Source organism: Amycolatopsis sp. cg5 (assembly GCF_041346955.1).
GTDB lineage: Bacteria > Actinomycetota > Actinomycetes > Mycobacteriales > Pseudonocardiaceae > Amycolatopsis.
Genome location: NZ_CP166849.1, coordinates 731,075 through 748,127, shown reverse-complemented (window position 1 = coordinate 748,127; position 17,053 = coordinate 731,075). Strand labels below are relative to the sequence as shown.

The following is a 17,053-nucleotide window of genomic DNA, read 5'->3' as shown; positions in this document are numbered from 1 at the left end:
GGTATCGGGAGCGGTTACAGCTCCTCCTACCCAGGGATGACAGGCGCGAGACCGACGCGCACGCGGCGTCCGCGGCGATACCGTTCGGGACGTGACCGCAGAACCCATGCCACCCTGGCTCGCCGGACGGCTCGGCCGAGGCTGGCTGATCACCTTCGACCTGGTCGCGGCCGCCGCGCTGCTGGTGGCCACCGCGGGCAACACCGGGGCCGAGACCTGGGACTTCCCGGTGGCCGTGCCGCGCTGGGTGGCCTGGGTGCTGGCCTTCGCGGTGGTCGTGCCGCTGGTGACCAGGCGGCTGTGGCCGCGCTTCGCGTTCGGCTTCAGCCTGGTGCTCCCGTTCCCGGCGCTGCTGGTCGGCGGCCCGATCTCTGGGCTCGCGAGTGTCGCGACGGCGTTCGCGCTCTATCCGCTCGCGGCCACGCTCCCCCGCCGCCGGTCGCTGACGGCGCTGACCGTGGCGATCGCCGAGGTCGTGGTGACCAATCTCGTGTTCACCTCGCTGGCGACACTCGCCGCGATCACCTTCGGGGCCGCCGTGCTGACGCTCGCGTGGACGACCGGACGCGCGTCGCTCGAACGCCGCGAGTTCGCCGCCGAAGCGGCGGAAGCCTATGCGCGGCAAGCGGTTTCGGAGGAACGATTGCGCATCGCCAGGGAGATGCACGACGTGGTCGCGCACAGCATGAGCCTGATCGCGGTCAAGGCGGCCGTCGGCAACCACGTCGCGGTCGAGCAGCCGGAGGAGGCACGCGACGCGCTGCGCGTCATCGAGAACACCAGCCGCGACGCGCTCGCCGAGATGCGCCGCATGCTCGGCGTGCTGCGGTCGGGCGAGGACGGGCCGGAACTCGGCCCGGCGCCGGACGCCACCGGCCTCGACGGGCTGGCCGAGCGCGCGGCGATGGCCGGGGTCCAGGTGGAGCTGACCGCGACCGGGGTGGACGATCTGCCTGAGGGCGTGGGACTTTCGGTGTACCGGATCGTGCAGGAGGCGTTGACCAACGTGGTGAAACACGCGGCACCGGCGAGCGCGCGGGTCACCGTCGCCGCAGACGGCGAAACCGTCGCCATCGAGGTGACCGACACCGGCTCGGCCAGGCTGCCCGGCCCGCCTGGGCACGGCTTGATCGGCATGCGTGAGCGGGTGATGGTCTACGACGGCGAGTTCGAGGCAGGCCCATCCCCCGAAAGCGGCTTTCGGGTCTTCGCGAAGCTCCCCTACGAGGCCGCCCGATGACCCGCGTGCTGATCGCCGACGACCAGGCGCTGCTGCGCGGCAGTTTCCGCGTGCTGGTGGACAGCGTGCCGGGGCTGACCGTGGTCGGCGAGGCCGCGAACGGCGTCGAGGCCGTCAAGCTCGCCCGCTCCGAGCGGCCGGACGTGGTGCTCATGGACATCCGCATGCCGGAGATGGACGGACTCGAAGCGACCAGGCTGATCTGCGGGAATCCCGAGACGGCCGAGGTCAAGGTGCTGATACTGACCACCTTCGACCTCGACGCGTACGTCTACTCGGCGTTGCGCGCGGGCGCGAGCGGCTTCCTGCTCAAGGACACCCCGCCCGCTGACCTCCTGTCCGCCATCGGGGTGATCGCCGAGGGCGACGGCCTGCTGGCGCCGTCGATCACCCGGCGGCTGATCGCGGAGTTCTCGCGCCGCCCCGAGCCCGCGTCCAGCCCGACGCCTGCGCTCGACGGCGTGACCAGCCGCGAACGCGACGTGCTCGAACTCGTCGCGAAAGGCATGTCCAACAGCGAGATCGCGGAGTCGCTGCACGTCAGCCTGGCCACGGTGAAGACCCACGTCGGGCATCTGCTGACCAAGCTGACCTCCCGCGACCGGGCCCAGCTGGTGATCGTCGCCTACGAGTCCGGCCTCGTCAGGCCACGGGGATAAAGCCCGCTTTACTCCCGGGGATTTAGCGGGCTTTATCCCCGGGAGTAAAGCCCGCTTTATCCCGGGTCTTCAGGAGACGTGGCCGGTGACCTTCTCGGGCACCACGCGCACGACGACGCGGACCGCGCCGGGCGCGTCGTGACCGGCGGGCTTGCCGTCGTACTTCCAGGAGAGCTTGTCGTCGAGTTCGCGGCCGCCCTCTTCGGTGATGGTCGCGCGGCCCCTGATCTCGGTGTAGTTCTCGGGGTTCGCGCGTTCCATGATCGTCACGCTCACCCGGGGATCGCGGCGCATGTTGCGGTCCTTGAGCCTGCCCGCGATCGTCGAGAACACCAGGTCGTCGCCGTCGAGCCCGACCCATATGGCCGAACTCTGCGGCCCGCCGTCGGCGTTGATCGTGCACAGCGTCGCGTAGTTGGCGCCGTCGACCAGCGCGCGGACGGCGTCGGAAAGCTGAATCCCCATACCGATCAAGTTACTCGTGAGTTGTGAGGTTCGCGACGCAGCACGCGACAAGGCCCCAACGTGGTTAAGCTGCCCGGTCATGAGCAGTGCGACGCAGCCACTCGGTGACGAGCAGCCTGACATCCACACCACGGCAGGCAAGCTCGCGGACCTCTATCGCCGGTACGACGAGGCAGTGCACGCGGGCGGGGCTCGCGCGGTGGAGAAACAGCACGCCAAGGGCAAGAAAACGGCCCGCGAGCGCATCGAACTGCTGCTGGACGAGGGCTCGTTCGTCGAACTCGACGAGCTCGCCAGGCACCGCTCGACCAACTTCGGCCAGGAGAAGAACCGGCCGTACGGCGACGGCGTGGTGACCGGCTACGGCACGGTCGACGGCCGTCCCGTGTGCGTCTTCAGCCAGGACGTGACCGTCTTCGGCGGGTCGCTCGGCGAGGTGTACGGCGAGAAGATCGTCAAGGTGATGGACCTGGCGATCAAGACCGGCCGCCCGATCATCGGCATCAACGAGGGCGGCGGCGCGCGTATCCAGGAAGGCGTCGTCTCGCTCGGCCTGTACGGCGAGATCTTCACCCGCAACGTCAAGGCGTCCGGCGTGGTCCCGCAGATCTCGCTGATCATGGGCGCGAACGCGGGCGGGCACGTCTACTCCCCCGCGCTGACCGACTTCGTGGTGATGGTCGACAAGACCTCGCAGATGTTCATCACCGGCCCGGACGTCGTGAAGACCGTGACCGGCGAGGACGTCACGTTCGAGGAGCTCGGCGGCGGGCGCACGCACAACACCAAGTCCGGCGTCGCGCACTACCTGGGCGAGAACGACGAGGACGCGATCGCGTACGTCAAGGAACTGCTGTCGTTCCTGCCGTCCAACAACCTTTCCGAGGCGCCGGTCTTCGACTCGACCGAGCCGCCGGGCGGCTTCTTCGACGACGTCACCGAGTCCGACCGCGAACTCGACACGATCATCCCCGACTCGCCGAACCAGCCGTACGACATGCACGAGGTCATCAACCGCGTGGTCGACGACGGCGAGTTCCTCGAGGTGCACGAGCTGTTCGCGCCGAACATCCTGGTCGGCTTCGGCCGGGTCGACGGGCACGCGGTCGGCATCGTCGCGAACCAGCCCACCCAGTTCGCCGGCTGCCTCGACATCGACGCGTCCGAGAAGGCCGCGCGGTTCGTGCGCACCTGCGACGCGTTCAACGTGCCGGTGCTGACCTTCGTCGACGTGCCCGGCTTCCTGCCCGGCACCGACCAGGAGTGGAACGGCATCATCCGCCGCGGCGCGAAGCTGATCTACGCCTACGCCGAGGCGACCGTCCCGCTGGTCACGGTCATCACGCGCAAGGCGTACGGCGGCGCGTACGACGTGATGGGCTCGAAGCACCTCGGCGCCGACCTGAACCTCGCGTGGCCGACCGCGCAGGTCGCCGTCATGGGCGCGCAGGGCGCGGCGAACATCGTGCACCGCAAGACGCTCGCCAACGCCGCGCAGGAGGGCAAGGACGTCGACGCGCTGCGCGCCGAGCTCATCCAGGAGTACGAGGACACGCTGCTCAACCCGTACGCCGCCGCCGAGCGCGGCTACGTCGACTCGGTGATCGTGCCCGCGCACACCCGCGGTCACGTCGCCCGCGCCCTGACGCTGCTGCGTGACAAGCGCGAAGCACTGCCGCCCAAGAAGCACGGCAACATCCCGCTGTGAGGTGCTCATGACCGAACCGCTGCTGCGCGTCGTGCGCGGCAACCCGGACGAGTTCGAGCTGGCCGCGCTGACCGCCGTGGTCGCCGCGGCCGCCTCGACCTGGGCTGCCGTCCCACGCGAGAAACCCGCACGCACCTCGTGGTGGGGCGACCGCCAGGCGGCGGTCCGCCGCCCGCTGCACCCCGGCGAAGGCGCCTGGCGCGCCTCCGCCTTGCCGCGCTGAGCTACTCCTTCAGCATTTTGAATTTCAAAATGCTCACACATGTGCTATCTTTGCTCTAAAGATCCGTAGGGTGCACACGTCGGCTCGCGTACACCCCCGAGACAGGGCGTGAGGCCGAGCAGTGAGCAAAATTGAGATTTCAGAATCAGCCAAAGAGAAAATTAAGCTGCTTCAGCAGGCATGGGTTACGACAGAATCCGGGGTAATCGATCGACTTTTGCAGTCGTTCGCCGATCGCCAGATCGTTCCCGCCCCCCCGCCGCCGGACAGTCAGTCCGAAGTCCCAGTACACGCGCAGTACGAGGGCACGCGGATCGAAGGACTCTTCAACACCCAGTCTCAAAGTTTGACGATCACCAACGGCGAACTCTCCGGGCGGCAGTTCAAGTCACCGAGCGGGGCAGCCATGGCCATGGTGCGCCATCTCAAGCCGTCGGTCCACAACAACCGAAACGGTTGGACATTCTGGACGATCACAGCGAACGGACACCCACTGCAGACACTGCGGCCCAGCACTCCGACAAGGAACTCGTGATGTTTTGGCTCGCTGTGGCCGCGACCGCCATGGTCGGGTTCGTCACTTGGGCAAGCGTCTGCCGCCATGACACTGACGCCATCGAACGGATCACACGGGCCGGGCTTCGGGGTTGCCCTCCCCGTGAACGCCACAGGATCATCGAAGCCAGTGCGTCGATCGCAGAGAAGCTGGCCCATGACCGATACGCGATCTGGACCAGTCTTCTTTGGCGGCGAAACCCCAAACGAATGCCCGGCGCAAATTCGCCGCGCTAGCTGAGCTACTCCTCGATGGCGCCGCCGACCGCGCGCAGATGCTCGCGGAACGTCAGCGCCGGGTTTTCCTCACGCCTGGCCAGATAAGCGTCGAAGCGGACCTGCTCGCGCAGCGAGACACCCGCGCCGATGATCTCGGCTTGGCGCCGCTCGGTGTCGCGGATGCCTTCCGCCACACCGAAAAGCTCCTCGACGCGCTCGCGTGGCACGAAGAGCACGCCGTCGTCGTCGCCGAGCACGAAGTGGTCGCGGGTGACCGTCCACTCGCCGACCCTGGCCGACTCCAGCGCGTCTTCGGGGCGTGGCGTGACCGACAGCGGGCCGGTCGGGATCGAGCCCATGCTGAACACCGGCAGCCCGATCGCGCGGATGTCGGCGGTGTCGCGGTGCAGTCCCCAGATCACGATGCCGGTCAGCCCGGCGTTCTGCGCCTCCAGCGCGACCAGGTCGCCGACGCAGGCTTCGTCGACGCGGCCGCCGTTGTCGACCACCAGCACATCGCCGGGCACGGACTCTTCGAACACCTCCAGGAAGGTGTCGACGCTCCCGGTGTGCCGCGCCGGCGCCACCGGCCCCAGCAAGCGGGTGCCCGGCTCGACGGCGTGCAGTGACACGCAGCGCACCGGGACGTCGGCGCGCACGCACGCGTCGGCCAGGTGCGCGGTGGTCAGCGTCGCGAACCGCTCACGGAGCTTGTCCATGCGTCTTCCCTTCAGAGCGACTTTTCGAACCAGTGGTGGGCGTAGTGCTCTTCGTTGAACGCCTCGACCTCGCGATAACCCGCCGCGCGGTAGAGCCCGATCGCTTCGATCAAGGTGTGGTTGGTCTCCAGCCGCAGCGTGCGGACGCCACGGCCGGCGGCACGCTGCTCGATCTCGGCGAGCAGGCGGCGGCCGAGTCCCAGCCCCCGCACCGCTGACGAGACCCACATCCGCTTCACCTCGGCGTGGTCTTCGCGGAACTTGAGCGCGACGCAGCCGACCGGGTCGCCGTGCAGCGCGGCGACGAGCAGCAGGCCGGACGGCTCGGTCAGCTCGTCGTCATCGGCGGAGATCGTCTGGTCCGGATCGAAGTCGAACCGTGCGGCCAGATCGGCGAAATAGGCGCGGATGCAGTAGCGGGCGTCGGGGTGACGCGGGTCGAGCACCTCGACGTCGACCATCGAAGCGACCAGCAGCCGCTCGACCTCACCCATCGCCGCGACCAGCCGCTCGCGCTGTTTTTCGTTGAGCGGCACCAGAATCGACTCGGCGAGCCCGTCGGAGAGCCGGTCCAGCTCGGCGAGTTCGGCCAGCCCGGCCGGGGTGAGCCTGGCGGTGCGCACGCGTGCGTCGGTGTCGTCGGTCTCGACGGTGACGAGGCCTTCCGTCTGCAGCGCGCGCAGAAGACGGCTCAGGTAACCGGAATCGAGGTCGAGCCGGGAACGCAGCGAGCGCAGTTCGCTCTCGCCGGTCCCGATCTCCCACAGCAGCCGGGACTGGCCGAGCGAGCGCCCGCGCGCGAGGTAGGCGTCGTCGAGCGCGCCGATCCGCTGGGTGACGGTCCGATTGAACCGGCGCACTCGCTCCACCGTGGTCGCATCCATCCTCTGACTCTAGTCAGAGATTCGTCGTCACGTAAAGCGGTCTAGGCGACTACTAGTCGGCGTCGTATAGTCCACGTGGAATAAACGAACTGGACTCATCCATCAGGAGCAAGATCATGGGCGCGCCCAAGCAGCCGCTGACCCCGTTGGCCATGGCCATCCTCGAACTGCTGCACGAGCGTCCGATGCACCCGTACGAAATGACGCAGATCATGCGGTACCGCCGCGTCGACTACCGGGTGAAACTGCGCCCCGGCTCGCTCTATCACACGGTCGAGCGGCTGGACGGCCAAGCACTCATCGAGGTGGTCGACACCCAGCGGCAGGGCCGCCGCCCGGAGCGCACGGTCTACGGCATGACCGAGCTCGGGCGCGACGTCTTCGCCGCGCAGGCGCAGGCGATGATCGCGACACCCGCCGACGAATACCCGGAGTTCCCGGTCGCGCTCTCCGCGCTCAGTGAACTCACCAAGGACGAGGGCATCGCCCAGCTCAAGATGCGGGTGATGAACCTGAAGGTGAAGATCGCCGCCGACGAAGTGATCATCAAGCAGGTCACCGGCGACGAGCTCCCACCGCTGTACTGGATCGACTACGCCTACTCGAACCACCAACGGAAGTCCGAGCTGGACTTCACCCAACGCCTCATCGCCGATCTGGAATCCGGGCGGATGCCATGGCCCGACGAGCCGGAACCGCGACTGTCCATAGTGAAAGACGAGAACAATGACAAAACCGGCTAACCCGTGGGCCGCGCTTTCCGCGCTGTGCCTGGGTTTCTTCATGATCCTGCTGGACACGACCATCGTGTCCATCGCGATACCCGCCATGCTGAAAGAACTGAACGCGAGCCTCAACGCCGTGGTCTGGGTCGTCAGCGTGTACCTGCTGACCTACGCCGTCCCGATGCTGTTCACCAGCCGCCTCGGCGACCGTTTCGGCCCGAAGCGCGTCTTCATGGCGGGCCTGGTCGTCTTCACCGGCGCTTCGCTGTGGTGCGGCCTGTCCGGCACGGTCGAGATGCTCATCGTGGCGCGCGCGGTGCAGGGCCTCGGCGCGGCGCTGATGACCCCGCAGACGCTGGCGTTCATCACGCACCTCTTCCCGCCCGCGAAGCGCGGCCCGGCCATGGGTCTGTGGAGCGCGGTCGCGGGCGTGGCGACGATCGTCGGCCCGCTGCTCGGCGGCGTGCTGGTCGACCACCTCGGCTGGGAATGGATCTTCTTCGTCAACCTGCCGGTCGGCCTGCTCGCCTTGGTGCTGACCATGATCCAGGTCCCCGACTGGCAGCCGAAGCATGCGCATTCCTTCGATCTGGTGGGCATCCTGCTGTCCGGAGCCGGGCTCTTCTGCCTGATCTTCGGGCTCCAAAACGGACAGGAGTACGACTGGGGCAAGGTGACCGGCCCGATCACGGTCTTCGAGATCATCGGCGCGGGCGTTTTGTTGCTGGCTGCTTTCGTGCTGTGGCAACACTTCAACCGCCGCGAGCCACTGGTGCCGTTGCAGGTCTTCGCCAACCGCAACTTCTCGACGGGCACGCTCACCGCGGTCACCGTCGGCTTCGCGATGACCGGCATGTTCCTGCCGATGGTCATCTACATCCAGTCGGTGCTCGGGCTGTCCCCGACGATGGCGGGCGTGCTCACGGCCCCGATGTCCTTGCTGGCAGGCGTCGTCGGCGCGTTCGTCGGCCGCGCCTCTGACAAGTTCAACGGCAAGTACCTGGTGATGATCGGCCTCGCTGGCCTGGCGGCGGGTTTGGGCGTTTTCGCCTGGCAGGCAACGACTTCCACGAACGCGTGGGCGCTCGTGCCCGCGCTGCTGGTGTGCGGCGTCGGAATCGGCTTCATCTTCGCGCCGATGAGCAACGTGACCATGGGCTCGGTCGAGCCGCGTCTCGCGGGCACGGCGTCCGGCATCTTCAACACGGCCCGGCAGGTGGGTGGCGTGATCGGCAGCGCGGCGATCGGCGTGCTGCTGCAGGCCAGGATCTCCGCGGCGATGGCCGACCACGAGTCACCCCAAGCCGCGCTGACCACGGCCGCCAAGGAGACCTTCGTCCTGCCGATCGCGGTGCTGCTGCTCGGCATCTTCGCCGCGCTGGCGATGCGCAAGACCGCACCCCGCGCCAACCCGGCCCCGCCCGTCGAGGTCGCCGCTTAAGGGCTCGCTACCAAGAACGAAGGGCTTCTTCCATCCAGGAGCGGGATCCGGATGGAAGAAGCCCTTCTGCCGCGGGAGAGTCAGCGGCGGTAGGTGAGCCCGTAGCCGTACGGGAAGAGCGCCTTCTTTCCGTCTCCGACATTGATGGGCTCTTGCGCGAAGCTGGACGGCCAGCTGACCGTCAGCTTGCCGGTCGGCTTGTGATCACCGAACAGCACGTCCGAGACGCCCGCGCCTTCGCTGCCGGGCAGCCAGGCCTCGACGAGGCCGTTGAAGCCGGGCAGTTGCTCTGCGATGTCGAGTGGCCGTCCGGAGACCAGCACGACGACCACGGGAACACCGGTCGCCTTCAGCTTGGCGATGGTGGCGAGGTCCTCGGCGTCGAGGCCGAGGCTCTTGGGCCGGTCGCCTTGTCCTTCCGCGTAAGGCGTTTCGCCCACCACGGCGACCGCGACCTTGTAGCTGGAGTCGATTCCACTACCCGCACGGTCATAGGTCACCGTGGTTCCCTTCCCGGCCTCGGACTTGATGCCGTCGAGGATGGTCGTGCCCGGGATGACCGGGCCGCTCTGGCCTTGCCAGGTCAGCGTCCAGCCGCCGCTCTGGTTGCCGATGTCGTTGGCGTTCTTGCCCGCGACGAAGATCTTGTTGTTCTTCTTGTTCAGCGGGAGCACGCCGTCGTTCTTGAGCAGCACCTGGGATTCGCGGACCGCCTCGCGGGCAAGTTCGCGGTGGTCCTTGCTGCCGAAGGTCTTCTGGAACGACCGGTCGGTGTAGGGGTGCTCGAACAGGCCGAGCTCGAACTTCTTGGCGAGGATGCGCCTGTTCGCGTCGTTGATCCGGTCGAGCGTGACGTGCCCGGCCGCGACCTCGTCCTTGAGGAAGGTGATGAACTGCGGCGCGTCCCACGGGACCATGAACATGTCGATGCCCGCGTTGACCGACAGCCGCACCTCGTCGTGTGTGAAGCCGTCCTGGCCGTCGATCTGGTTGATCGCGTTGTAGTCCGAGATCACGAAGCCGTCGAAGCGGAGTTCTTTCTTCAGCACATCGGTGATCAGGTACTGCTGGGCGTGCATCCGGGTGCCCTGGAAGCTGGAGAACGAGATCATCACCGAGCCGACGCCACGTTTGATGGCGGCCTTGAACGGCGGCAGGTGGATCTGGCGCAGCTCGGCCTCGCTGATCACCGTGTTGCCCTGGTCGACGCCGTTCAGCGTGCCGCCGTCGCCGATGAAGTGCTTGGCCGTGGCGAGCACGGAACCCTTGCGCTCGCCCAACCGGCGCCCCTGCAGGCCGGTGATCGCGGACGAGTTGCCGACCGCGTCGTCGGGGTGCTCGCCGAACGATTCGTAGGTGCGGCCCCAGCGGTCGTCACGCGCGACGCAGAGACACGGCGCGAAGTTCCACTGTGGACCGGTGCCGGCGATCTCCTCCGCAGTGGCGCGGCCGATCTTCTCGACCAGGTCGGGATCGTTGGTGGCGCCGAGGCCGATGTTGTGCGGGAAGATCGTCGCGCCGTAGACGTTGTTGTGCCCGTGCACGGCATCGACGCCGTAGATCGTCGGGATGCCGAGCGGGGTGCCGACGGCCGCCTTCTGATAGCCGTCGACCATGTCGGCCCAGCCGGTGGGCGTGTTGGACGCCGGCACCGAACCGCCGCCGGAGAGGATCGAGCCGAGCTTGAGATCCGCCGCCTGGGCCGGGGTGACCGCACCGCGCTCGGCCTGCACCATCTGGCCGATCTTGTCGTCCAGGCTCATCCGCTTCAGCAGGTCGTTGACCCGCAGCGACACCGGGAGATGCGGGTTCTTGTAGAGCGGCCCGTAGCTCGCCGACGCGGCCGGGGCCAAGACCGTGCCTGCGAGCAGGACACCGGCGAGCACAGCGGTTTGCGTCGTCCGAACAGACCGTCTGACGCGGAGGCGGGGCGGCATTGGTTCCTCCGAAGTACTTAAAACGGATATGTTGCGCGTCACAACAAACTAACCCCACGATCGAGTGACCCACGTCACGATTGAGTAACGGCACCGATGAGCGGGACCCCTGGTCGTCCGGTGAATGAATCACCGGATCGACTCGGCTACCTTCTGCGTGTGCGCTTCGTTCTCGCTTCCCAGTCCCCCGCCAGGCTCGCCGTACTGCGCGCGGCCGGTATCGACCCGAGCGTCGTCGTCTCCGGCGTCGACGAAGACGCGATCGCCGCCGCGCTCATCGACCCGACGCCCGCCGAGACGGTCACCGCGCTCGCGATGGCGAAGGCCGAAGCGGTCGTCGAAACCGTGCGCGGCACCCACTCCGACGCCGTGATCGTCGCCTGCGACTCGATGCTCTCGATCGGCGGCGCGCTCGTCGGCAAGCCGGGCACCCCGGAGGTCGCCCGCGCCCGCTGGGCCGAAATGGCGGGCCGTTCCGGTGAATTGCTCACCGGGCACGCGATCATCCGGCTCGACGGCGGCGAGCGATCGAAGGAGACCTCCGGCAGCCACACCACGACCGTCCGGTTCGGCAACCCGAGCCCGGCCGAACTCGACGCCTACATCGCGACCGGCGAGCCACTCGTCGTCGCGGGCTCGTTCACGCTGGACGGCATGGGCGGCTGGTTCGTCGAGGGCATCGACGGCGATCCGTCGAGCGTGATCGGGATCAGCCTGCCGCTGACCCGGAAGCTGCTCGCCGAGGTCGGCGTGAGTGTCGTCGATCTCTGGCGTTCTCCCACATCCTGAGAGCCGCCCCACACGATCGGGTGATCCGGAAGAGTCCTGAACCGCTGAACGTTATTCAGGTTCGGCTCTACAGGAAACTTTCAATCACCGGAGCGGCCTCGTGTCCTTCATACGGACCTACACCAAACCCAAGGTGTTCGCCGGAGTCGTACTCGGCTCACTCGTCGTCGGCGCGCTACTCGGCGTGCTCGCCCGCAGCACCGGCTCGGACTGGCTGACCGAGACGCTGAGCCGCATCGGCGACATCTTCACCACGCTGCTGCAGATCGCGGTGATCCCGCTGGTCTTCACGGCGATCGTGGTCGGAATCAACAGCCTGCGCGGCCTCGGCGGCGGCCGCACCGCGGCCAGGCTGGGCGGCAAGACCTTCCTCTGGTTCGCCATCACCTCGTTCATCGCGTCGGTCATCGGCATCGTCGTCGGGCTGATCTTCAACCCGGGCAGCGGCGGCCTCGGCGCGGGCGTCGCGGCGACGGCCAAGAACGCCGAGAAGGCCGTGAAAAGCCAGGCGAACTGGGGCTCGTGGGACGCCTTCATCGACGGCCTGATCCCGAAGAACTTCTTCACCGCGTTCTCGGAAGGCGAGACGCTGCAAGTGCTCTTCCTCGCCGTGATCATCGGCGCGGCCGCGTACAGCCTCGGCGACAAGGCGAAGACGTTCGTCGACTTCACCACCAGTGCCTTCGAGATCATCCAGCGCTACCTCGGCTGGGTCGTCCGGCTCGCCCCGCTCGGCATCATCGGCCTGATCGGCGCGGCCGTGGCGAACTACGGCGACGCGCTGTTCAAGCCACTGCTGTCGACCACCGTCGCCGTCTACGTCGGCTGCCTGCTGGTGCTGTTCGTGGTCTACCCGATCCTGCTGCGGTTCGTGGCGAAGGTGAGCCCGCTCAAGTTCTTCTCCAAGGCGGGCACCGCGATCCAGTTCGCGTTCGCGTCCCAGTCATCGGCCGCGACGCTCCCGCTGACCCGGCAGGCCGCGGTCAACCTCGGCGTCGACCCCGGCTACGCCTCGTTCGCCACGCCGCTCGGCAGCGCGACCAAAATGGACGGTTGCGCGGCCGTTTTCCCCGCCATCGGCGCGATCTTCATCGCGAACATCGCGGGCGTGTCGCTCAACATCGGCCAGTACCTGCTGATCATCGTGGTCGCCGTCGTCGGCGCGCTGGCCACCGCGGGCACCACCGGCTGGCTGACCGCGCTCACCCTGACCACCTCGGTGATCGGCCTCGACGCCAAGCAGGTCGCGGTCGGCATCGCGCTCATCTACTCGGTCAACCCGATCATGGACATGATGCGCACGGCCACCAACGTCGCGGGCCAGATCGTGGTCCCGACCATCGTCGCCCGCACCGAAGGCCTGCTCGACGACGAGGTCCTCAACGCGCCGACCGACACCCCTCGCCCCGCCGACTCAAGCACCCAGGCCGTCCCGGCCCCCGCCTGACCCAGCTAAAAAAATCCCAATGCGTCTTTCGGTCCCGCCAAAGGACCGAAAGACGCATTGGGGCCCTGGCACGTACCGAAAGACGCATTCGGGCCCTTGCAGGGACCGAATGCCGCATTGGGATTTTTTTACGGCCTCAGCCGCAGGAGCCCAAGTCCGATGTGGACAGCCGGATCGTCGGGTAGCCGCGCATTTGGGACGGCGAGGTGTATTTGCGCTTGGTGCAGCCGATCGAGCGGCCGCCCAGGTCGAACACCTCGGCCACCACGGGCGCGGCCGCGCATTTCGGGGTGTCCTGCGCGGTGGTCGGGCAGTCGTGGCGGACCACGGTGACTTCGGGGGCCTCGGTGCCCGCGACGTCGGCCAGTCCGATGTAGTTCGCGTCCGACAGGTACGCCTGGCTCGCGATCTCCCAGCTCGAGCCGCGATTCGCGACGACCTCGCCGACCTGCCCGCCGGTCACCGGCCCGCGCACGAGGCACGCGGCCACCGTGCCGCCGAGGCAGCGCAGCGAATCCTGGCTGAGCTTCACGCCCTGCTCGGTGATCGTGAGGTCGACGGTCGCGCTCGACGGCGGCGCGCCGACGTCGAGTCTCGCGACGGTGCTGTCGGCGCTGGCCAGCAGCGTCACCTTCTCGCCGTTGACCTCCTGCGTGGCGATGGCCTGGCAGGGCGACGACCCGCAGACCGTCGGGTCGACGGCGCCGCTGATCGTCGGCCCCGGGCCCGGCGACGCGGGCTCCTCCGCCTGGTCGGCGCGCGGCCGCAGTGCGACGACGGCGACGAGCGTGCCGACGACCACCACCATCGCGACCGCCGCGGTGACCAGCACCGAGCGGGGCGCACGCGACCCGAGTTTCTCCATGGACCAGAGCGTAAGCGATCTCGCTCAGCGTGCACGTCTATGTTGTCAGTGTGACGAACCCCAGTCTTCCCCCAGTCCTGTTCCTGCCGACCGGCACGCCCGTGCCCGGCCCGGCGGGCACCTCCGCCGAAGCGTCGATCGAGCTGCGGAACACCCCGGACGGCAGCATCGCGCTGGTCGCCTTCTCCACGCTCGACCAGCTGGTCGAATGCTGCGGGGAAAACCAGCACTGGGTGCGTGTCTCCACCGAGCATCTACCGAAACTCCACGCGCGCCAGCACTATGACCTCATCATGCTGGATTCACCGCTGCCTGAAGGACTCCGCCACTAGGAAGCCCCTGCTATACAGGGACGGCCGGGTGGTCTGTCTCTCACTCCAACGAGGGCTACTCATCGGTAAAGTGCTGGCGGTCAGCGGTGACGACTCGAGGAGGAACGGCGTGAGCGAGCAGGTAGGCGGACCGGTGACCAAGGTGCTCGTCGCCAACCGCGGCGAGATCGCGATCCGGGTGATCAGGGCCGCGAAGGACGCAGGCCTCGGCAGCGTCGCCGTGTACGCGGACCCCGATCGCGACGCGCCGCACGTCCGGCTCGCCGACGAGGCCTTCGCGCTGGGCGGGACGACCGCCGCCGAGAGCTACCTCGTCTTCGACAAGATCCTCGACGCCGCCAAGCGCTCCGGCGCCGACGCGCTGCACCCCGGCTACGGCTTCCTCTCCGAAAACGCCGACTTCGCCCAGGCCGTGATCGACGCGGGCATCACCTGGATCGGCCCGAGCCCGCAGTCCATTCGCGACCTCGGCGACAAGGTCACCGCGCGGCACATCGCGCTGCGCGCGGGCGCGCCGCTGGTGCCGGGCACCAAGGATCCGGTCAACGGGCCGGACGAGATCATCGCCTTCGCCGAGGAGCACGGGCTCCCGGTCGCCATCAAGGCGGCGTTCGGCGGCGGCGGGCGCGGCCTGAAAGTGGCGCGTACCAAGGAAGAGATCCCCGAGCTGTTCGAATCGGCCGTGCGCGAAGCCGTTTCGGCGTTCGGCCGGGGCGAATGCTTCGTCGAGCGTTACCTCGACAAGCCGCGTCACGTCGAGGCGCAGGTCGTCGCGGACCAGCACGGCAACGTCATCGTCGTCGGCACCCGCGACTGTTCTTTGCAGCGCCGCCACCAGAAACTCGTCGAAGAGGCGCCCGCGCCGTTCCTCACCGACGAGCAGCGCGAGCGGATTCACTCCTCCGCCAAGGCGATTTGCAAGGAAGCGGGCTACTTCGGCGCCGGCACGGTCGAATACCTCGTCGCCGTCGACGGCACGATCTCGTTCCTCGAAGTGAACACGCGACTCCAGGTGGAACACCCGGTTTCCGAGGAGACAACGGGAATCGACCTCGTGCGCGAGATGTTCCGCATCGCGCGTGGCGAAAAACTGACCTATACGGCCGATCCCGAGCCGCGCGGTCACTCGATCGAGTTCCGCATCAACGGCGAGGACGCGGGCCGCGGCTTCCTGCCCGCGCCCGGCACGGTGACCAAGTGGATCGCGCCGTCCGGGCCCGGCGTGCGCGTCGACTCCGGGGTGGAGAGCGGCACGGTCATCGGCGGCCAGTTCGACTCGATGCTCGCGAAGCTGATCGTCACCGGCTCCGACCGGCAGAACGCGCTGGAGCGCAGCCGCCGCGCGCTGGACGAGCTCGTCGCGGAGGGCATGGCCACGGTCATCCCGTTCCACCGCGCGATCGTCGACGACCCGGCGTTCATCGGTGACGAGAACGGCTTCAGCGTGCACACCCGCTGGATCGAGACCGAGTTCGACAACCAGATCCCGCCATTCGTCGCCCCCGACTCGGCAGACGCCGAAGACGAGGCGCCCCGCCAGAACGTGGTCGTCGAGGTCGGCGGGCGCCGCCTCGAGGTCTCGCTGCCCGGCACGCTGAACGTCGAAGCCTCCGGCGGTGGCGGCTCGGCGGTCAAGGCGAAGCCGCGCAAGCGCGCGGGCGGCACCAAGGCCGCGGTGAGCGGTGACGCGGTGGCCGCGCCGATGCAGGGCACGATCGTCAAGGTCGCCGTCGAAGAGGGCCAGCAGGTCGAAGCGGGCGAACTGGTCGTCGTGCTCGAGGCGATGAAGATGGAAAACCCGGTCACCGCACACAAAGCGGGCACCGTGACCGGACTTTCCGTCGAGGTCGGCGCGGCCGTGACCCAAGGGACCGTGCTTTTGGAACTGAAGGACTGAAAAGCTCCTACACTGGTCGGGTGAACGAAGTCCCGTCGCCGCAGCTGCGCATCAGCGACCCCGAACGCGAGGCCGCGCTCCAGGCGCTGGGCGAGCACATGAGTGTCGGCCGGATCGACCTGGACGAGTACGGCGAGCGGTCGGCGCAGGTGACCACGGCGAAGACGCGGGGCGACCTCGCGGCCATCTTCTCCGATCTCCCCCAGCCTCACCCGAGGCTGGGGGAAGACCAGCCCGTCGCCGCGCCGGCACCGGCTCCGGCCACGGCGGTCCAGCCTGTCGCGCAGCCCGGCCAGCCCATCGCGTGGACGGACCGGCCGCTGAACCAGCGGCTCGTCGCCGGCATCATCCCGGTGCTGTTCGTCGCCGCGATCGTGCTGACGGTGACCGTCGGCGCGTGGTGGACGTTCTTCATCCCGATGGCCGCGACCGGTTTCGGCAAGGCGGTGTGGGGCGCGGACTGGGAGCAGGACCAGAAGCGCCAGCGTGACCGGCACCGTGAGCTCCGTGACCACCGTCGTGAGCGCCGTAGGGAACTGGGGCGCTGAACCCTAGGATCTTGGCGTGAGCGCGGACCGATCGAACATGCGCCTCAGCGACGCTGAGCGCCAGGACGCCATGGACGTGCTCGGCGAGCACGTGCGCACCGGGCGTCTCGACATCGACGAGTTCGGCACCCGCTCCGCGAAGATCACCCAGGCCAAGACCGTCGCCGAGCTGGCGCCGCTGTTCGACGACCTGCCGTCACCCCGCCCGAGCGTGCTGATCCGCGGCGCCGTCACCGAACCCGTCTCGGCGGCACCGACCCGCTGGCTGAACGTCGGCGCGGTCCCGATCGCGATCGCGCTCGGTGTCGGCATGCTCCTGCTGACCCGCGGCGCGGCCTGGTTCGCCGTGCTGCTGATCCCGGTCGTCGTGCTCCTGCTCCGGTCCGGACGCCGATAAGGT

At 68.1% G+C, this 17,053-nt stretch carries 18 protein-coding genes; 13 read left to right on the top strand and 5 right to left on the bottom strand.

Translation table 11 applies throughout. The features are described from left to right. Nucleotides 1–91: 91 nt before the first annotated feature. Together AB5J62_RS03785 and AB5J62_RS03780 are read left to right on the top strand one after the other, a co-directional pair. A complete protein-coding gene (locus AB5J62_RS03785; protein WP_370946700.1) occupies nucleotides 92–1,240 on the top strand; it encodes a sensor histidine kinase in 1,149 nt (382 codons plus the stop codon). Next, nucleotides 1,237–1,899: a response regulator gene (locus AB5J62_RS03780; RefSeq protein ID WP_370946698.1), complete on the top strand. Its 663-nt coding sequence runs from the start codon at nucleotides 1,237–1,239 to the stop codon at nucleotides 1,897–1,899. The genes AB5J62_RS03785 and AB5J62_RS03780 overlap by 4 nt, the downstream gene beginning before the upstream one ends. Nucleotides 1,900–1,968: 69 nt before the next feature. Here the strand turns inward: AB5J62_RS03780 and AB5J62_RS03775 are convergent, their stop codons facing one another. After that, nucleotides 1,969–2,364 (bottom strand): PPOX class F420-dependent oxidoreductase, encoded by a 396-nt coding sequence (locus AB5J62_RS03775; RefSeq protein WP_370946696.1) that lies wholly within the window; start codon nucleotides 2,362–2,364, stop codon nucleotides 1,969–1,971. A 79-nt stretch (nucleotides 2,365–2,443) separates the two neighbouring features. Here AB5J62_RS03775 and AB5J62_RS03770 point away from each other — a divergent pair, with 79 nt between their 5' ends. The 3 genes from AB5J62_RS03770 to AB5J62_RS03760 all read left to right on the top strand — a co-directional run bounded on the left by AB5J62_RS03770 (nucleotide 2,444) and on the right by AB5J62_RS03760 (nucleotide 4,830). Beyond that, nucleotides 2,444–4,072 carry an acyl-CoA carboxylase subunit beta gene (locus tag AB5J62_RS03770; protein ID WP_370946694.1) on the top strand — a complete coding sequence of 543 codons (1,629 nt, stop codon included), beginning with the start codon at nucleotides 2,444–2,446 and terminating at the stop codon, nucleotides 4,070–4,072. A gap of 7 nt (nucleotides 4,073–4,079) precedes the next feature. After that, nucleotides 4,080–4,295, top strand: a complete 216-nt coding sequence (locus AB5J62_RS03765) for an acyl-CoA carboxylase subunit epsilon (protein WP_370946692.1) — start codon at nucleotides 4,080–4,082, stop codon at nucleotides 4,293–4,295. Nucleotides 4,296–4,416: 121 nt separating this feature from the next. Then, nucleotides 4,417–4,830: a hypothetical protein gene (locus tag AB5J62_RS03760; RefSeq protein ID WP_370946690.1), complete on the top strand. Its 414-nt coding sequence runs from the start codon at nucleotides 4,417–4,419 to the stop codon at nucleotides 4,828–4,830. 262 nt (nucleotides 4,831–5,092) lie between these two features. Here AB5J62_RS03760 and AB5J62_RS03755 read toward each other — a convergent pair whose 3' ends face one another. Continuing rightward, nucleotides 5,093–5,788 (bottom strand): RraA family protein, encoded by a 696-nt coding sequence (locus AB5J62_RS03755; protein WP_370946688.1) that lies wholly within the window; start codon nucleotides 5,786–5,788, stop codon nucleotides 5,093–5,095. A gap of 11 nt (nucleotides 5,789–5,799) precedes the next feature. Next, on the bottom strand, nucleotides 5,800–6,672 hold the full coding sequence (locus AB5J62_RS03750; protein ID WP_370946686.1) for a GNAT family N-acetyltransferase: 873 nt from the start codon (nucleotides 6,670–6,672) through the stop codon (nucleotides 5,800–5,802). Nucleotides 6,673–6,788: 116 nt separating this feature from the next. Here AB5J62_RS03750 and AB5J62_RS03745 point away from each other — a divergent pair, with 116 nt between their 5' ends. Together AB5J62_RS03745 and AB5J62_RS03740 are read left to right on the top strand one after the other, a co-directional pair. Continuing rightward, nucleotides 6,789–7,415 (top strand): PadR family transcriptional regulator, encoded by a 627-nt coding sequence (locus tag AB5J62_RS03745; RefSeq protein WP_370946684.1) that lies wholly within the window; start codon nucleotides 6,789–6,791, stop codon nucleotides 7,413–7,415. Then, nucleotides 7,399–8,838, top strand: coding sequence for a DHA2 family efflux MFS transporter permease subunit (locus tag AB5J62_RS03740; protein ID WP_370946682.1), 1,440 nt, complete (start codon nucleotides 7,399–7,401; stop codon nucleotides 8,836–8,838). Before AB5J62_RS03745 ends, AB5J62_RS03740 begins: the two co-directional genes overlap by 17 nt. Nucleotides 8,839–8,918: 80 nt before the next feature. Here AB5J62_RS03740 and AB5J62_RS03735 read toward each other — a convergent pair whose 3' ends face one another. Next, a complete protein-coding gene (locus AB5J62_RS03735) occupies nucleotides 8,919–10,724 on the bottom strand; it encodes a glycoside hydrolase family 3 protein (protein WP_370946680.1) in 1,806 nt (601 codons plus the stop codon). 210 nt (nucleotides 10,725–10,934) lie between these two features. Here AB5J62_RS03735 and AB5J62_RS03730 point away from each other — a divergent pair, with 210 nt between their 5' ends. Together AB5J62_RS03730 and AB5J62_RS03725 are read left to right on the top strand one after the other, a co-directional pair. Further along, nucleotides 10,935–11,564, top strand: coding sequence for a nucleoside triphosphate pyrophosphatase (locus tag AB5J62_RS03730; protein ID WP_370946678.1), 630 nt, complete (start codon nucleotides 10,935–10,937; stop codon nucleotides 11,562–11,564). Nucleotides 11,565–11,664: 100 nt separating this feature from the next. After that, a complete protein-coding gene (locus AB5J62_RS03725; RefSeq protein ID WP_370946676.1) occupies nucleotides 11,665–13,011 on the top strand; it encodes a dicarboxylate/amino acid:cation symporter in 1,347 nt (448 codons plus the stop codon). A 136-nt stretch (nucleotides 13,012–13,147) separates the two neighbouring features. Here AB5J62_RS03725 and AB5J62_RS03720 read toward each other — a convergent pair whose 3' ends face one another. Then, nucleotides 13,148–13,876, bottom strand: coding sequence for a hypothetical protein (locus tag AB5J62_RS03720; protein WP_370946675.1), 729 nt, complete (start codon nucleotides 13,874–13,876; stop codon nucleotides 13,148–13,150). 50 nt (nucleotides 13,877–13,926) lie between these two features. On the opposite strand from AB5J62_RS03720, the gene AB5J62_RS03715 reads away from it, so the two are divergent. From AB5J62_RS03715 to AB5J62_RS03700, 4 genes are all read left to right on the top strand, one after another. Further along, entirely contained in the window at nucleotides 13,927–14,208 is a 282-nt protein-coding gene (locus AB5J62_RS03715) for an SAV_915 family protein (RefSeq protein ID WP_370946674.1), read from the top strand. Between the two features lie 109 nt (nucleotides 14,209–14,317). Next, nucleotides 14,318–16,105 (top strand): biotin carboxylase N-terminal domain-containing protein, encoded by a 1,788-nt coding sequence (locus tag AB5J62_RS03710; protein ID WP_370946673.1) that lies wholly within the window; start codon nucleotides 14,318–14,320, stop codon nucleotides 16,103–16,105. Between the two features lie 20 nt (nucleotides 16,106–16,125). Continuing rightward, the gene (locus AB5J62_RS03705) at nucleotides 16,126–16,653 is read left to right on the top strand and encodes a DUF1707 domain-containing protein (protein ID WP_370946672.1); all 528 of its coding nucleotides are present in this window, start codon (nucleotides 16,126–16,128) and stop codon (nucleotides 16,651–16,653) included. 37 nt (nucleotides 16,654–16,690) lie between these two features. After that, nucleotides 16,691–17,050 (top strand): DUF1707 domain-containing protein, encoded by a 360-nt coding sequence (locus AB5J62_RS03700; protein WP_370950169.1) that lies wholly within the window; start codon nucleotides 16,691–16,693, stop codon nucleotides 17,048–17,050. Nucleotides 17,051–17,053 lie beyond the last annotated feature (3 nt).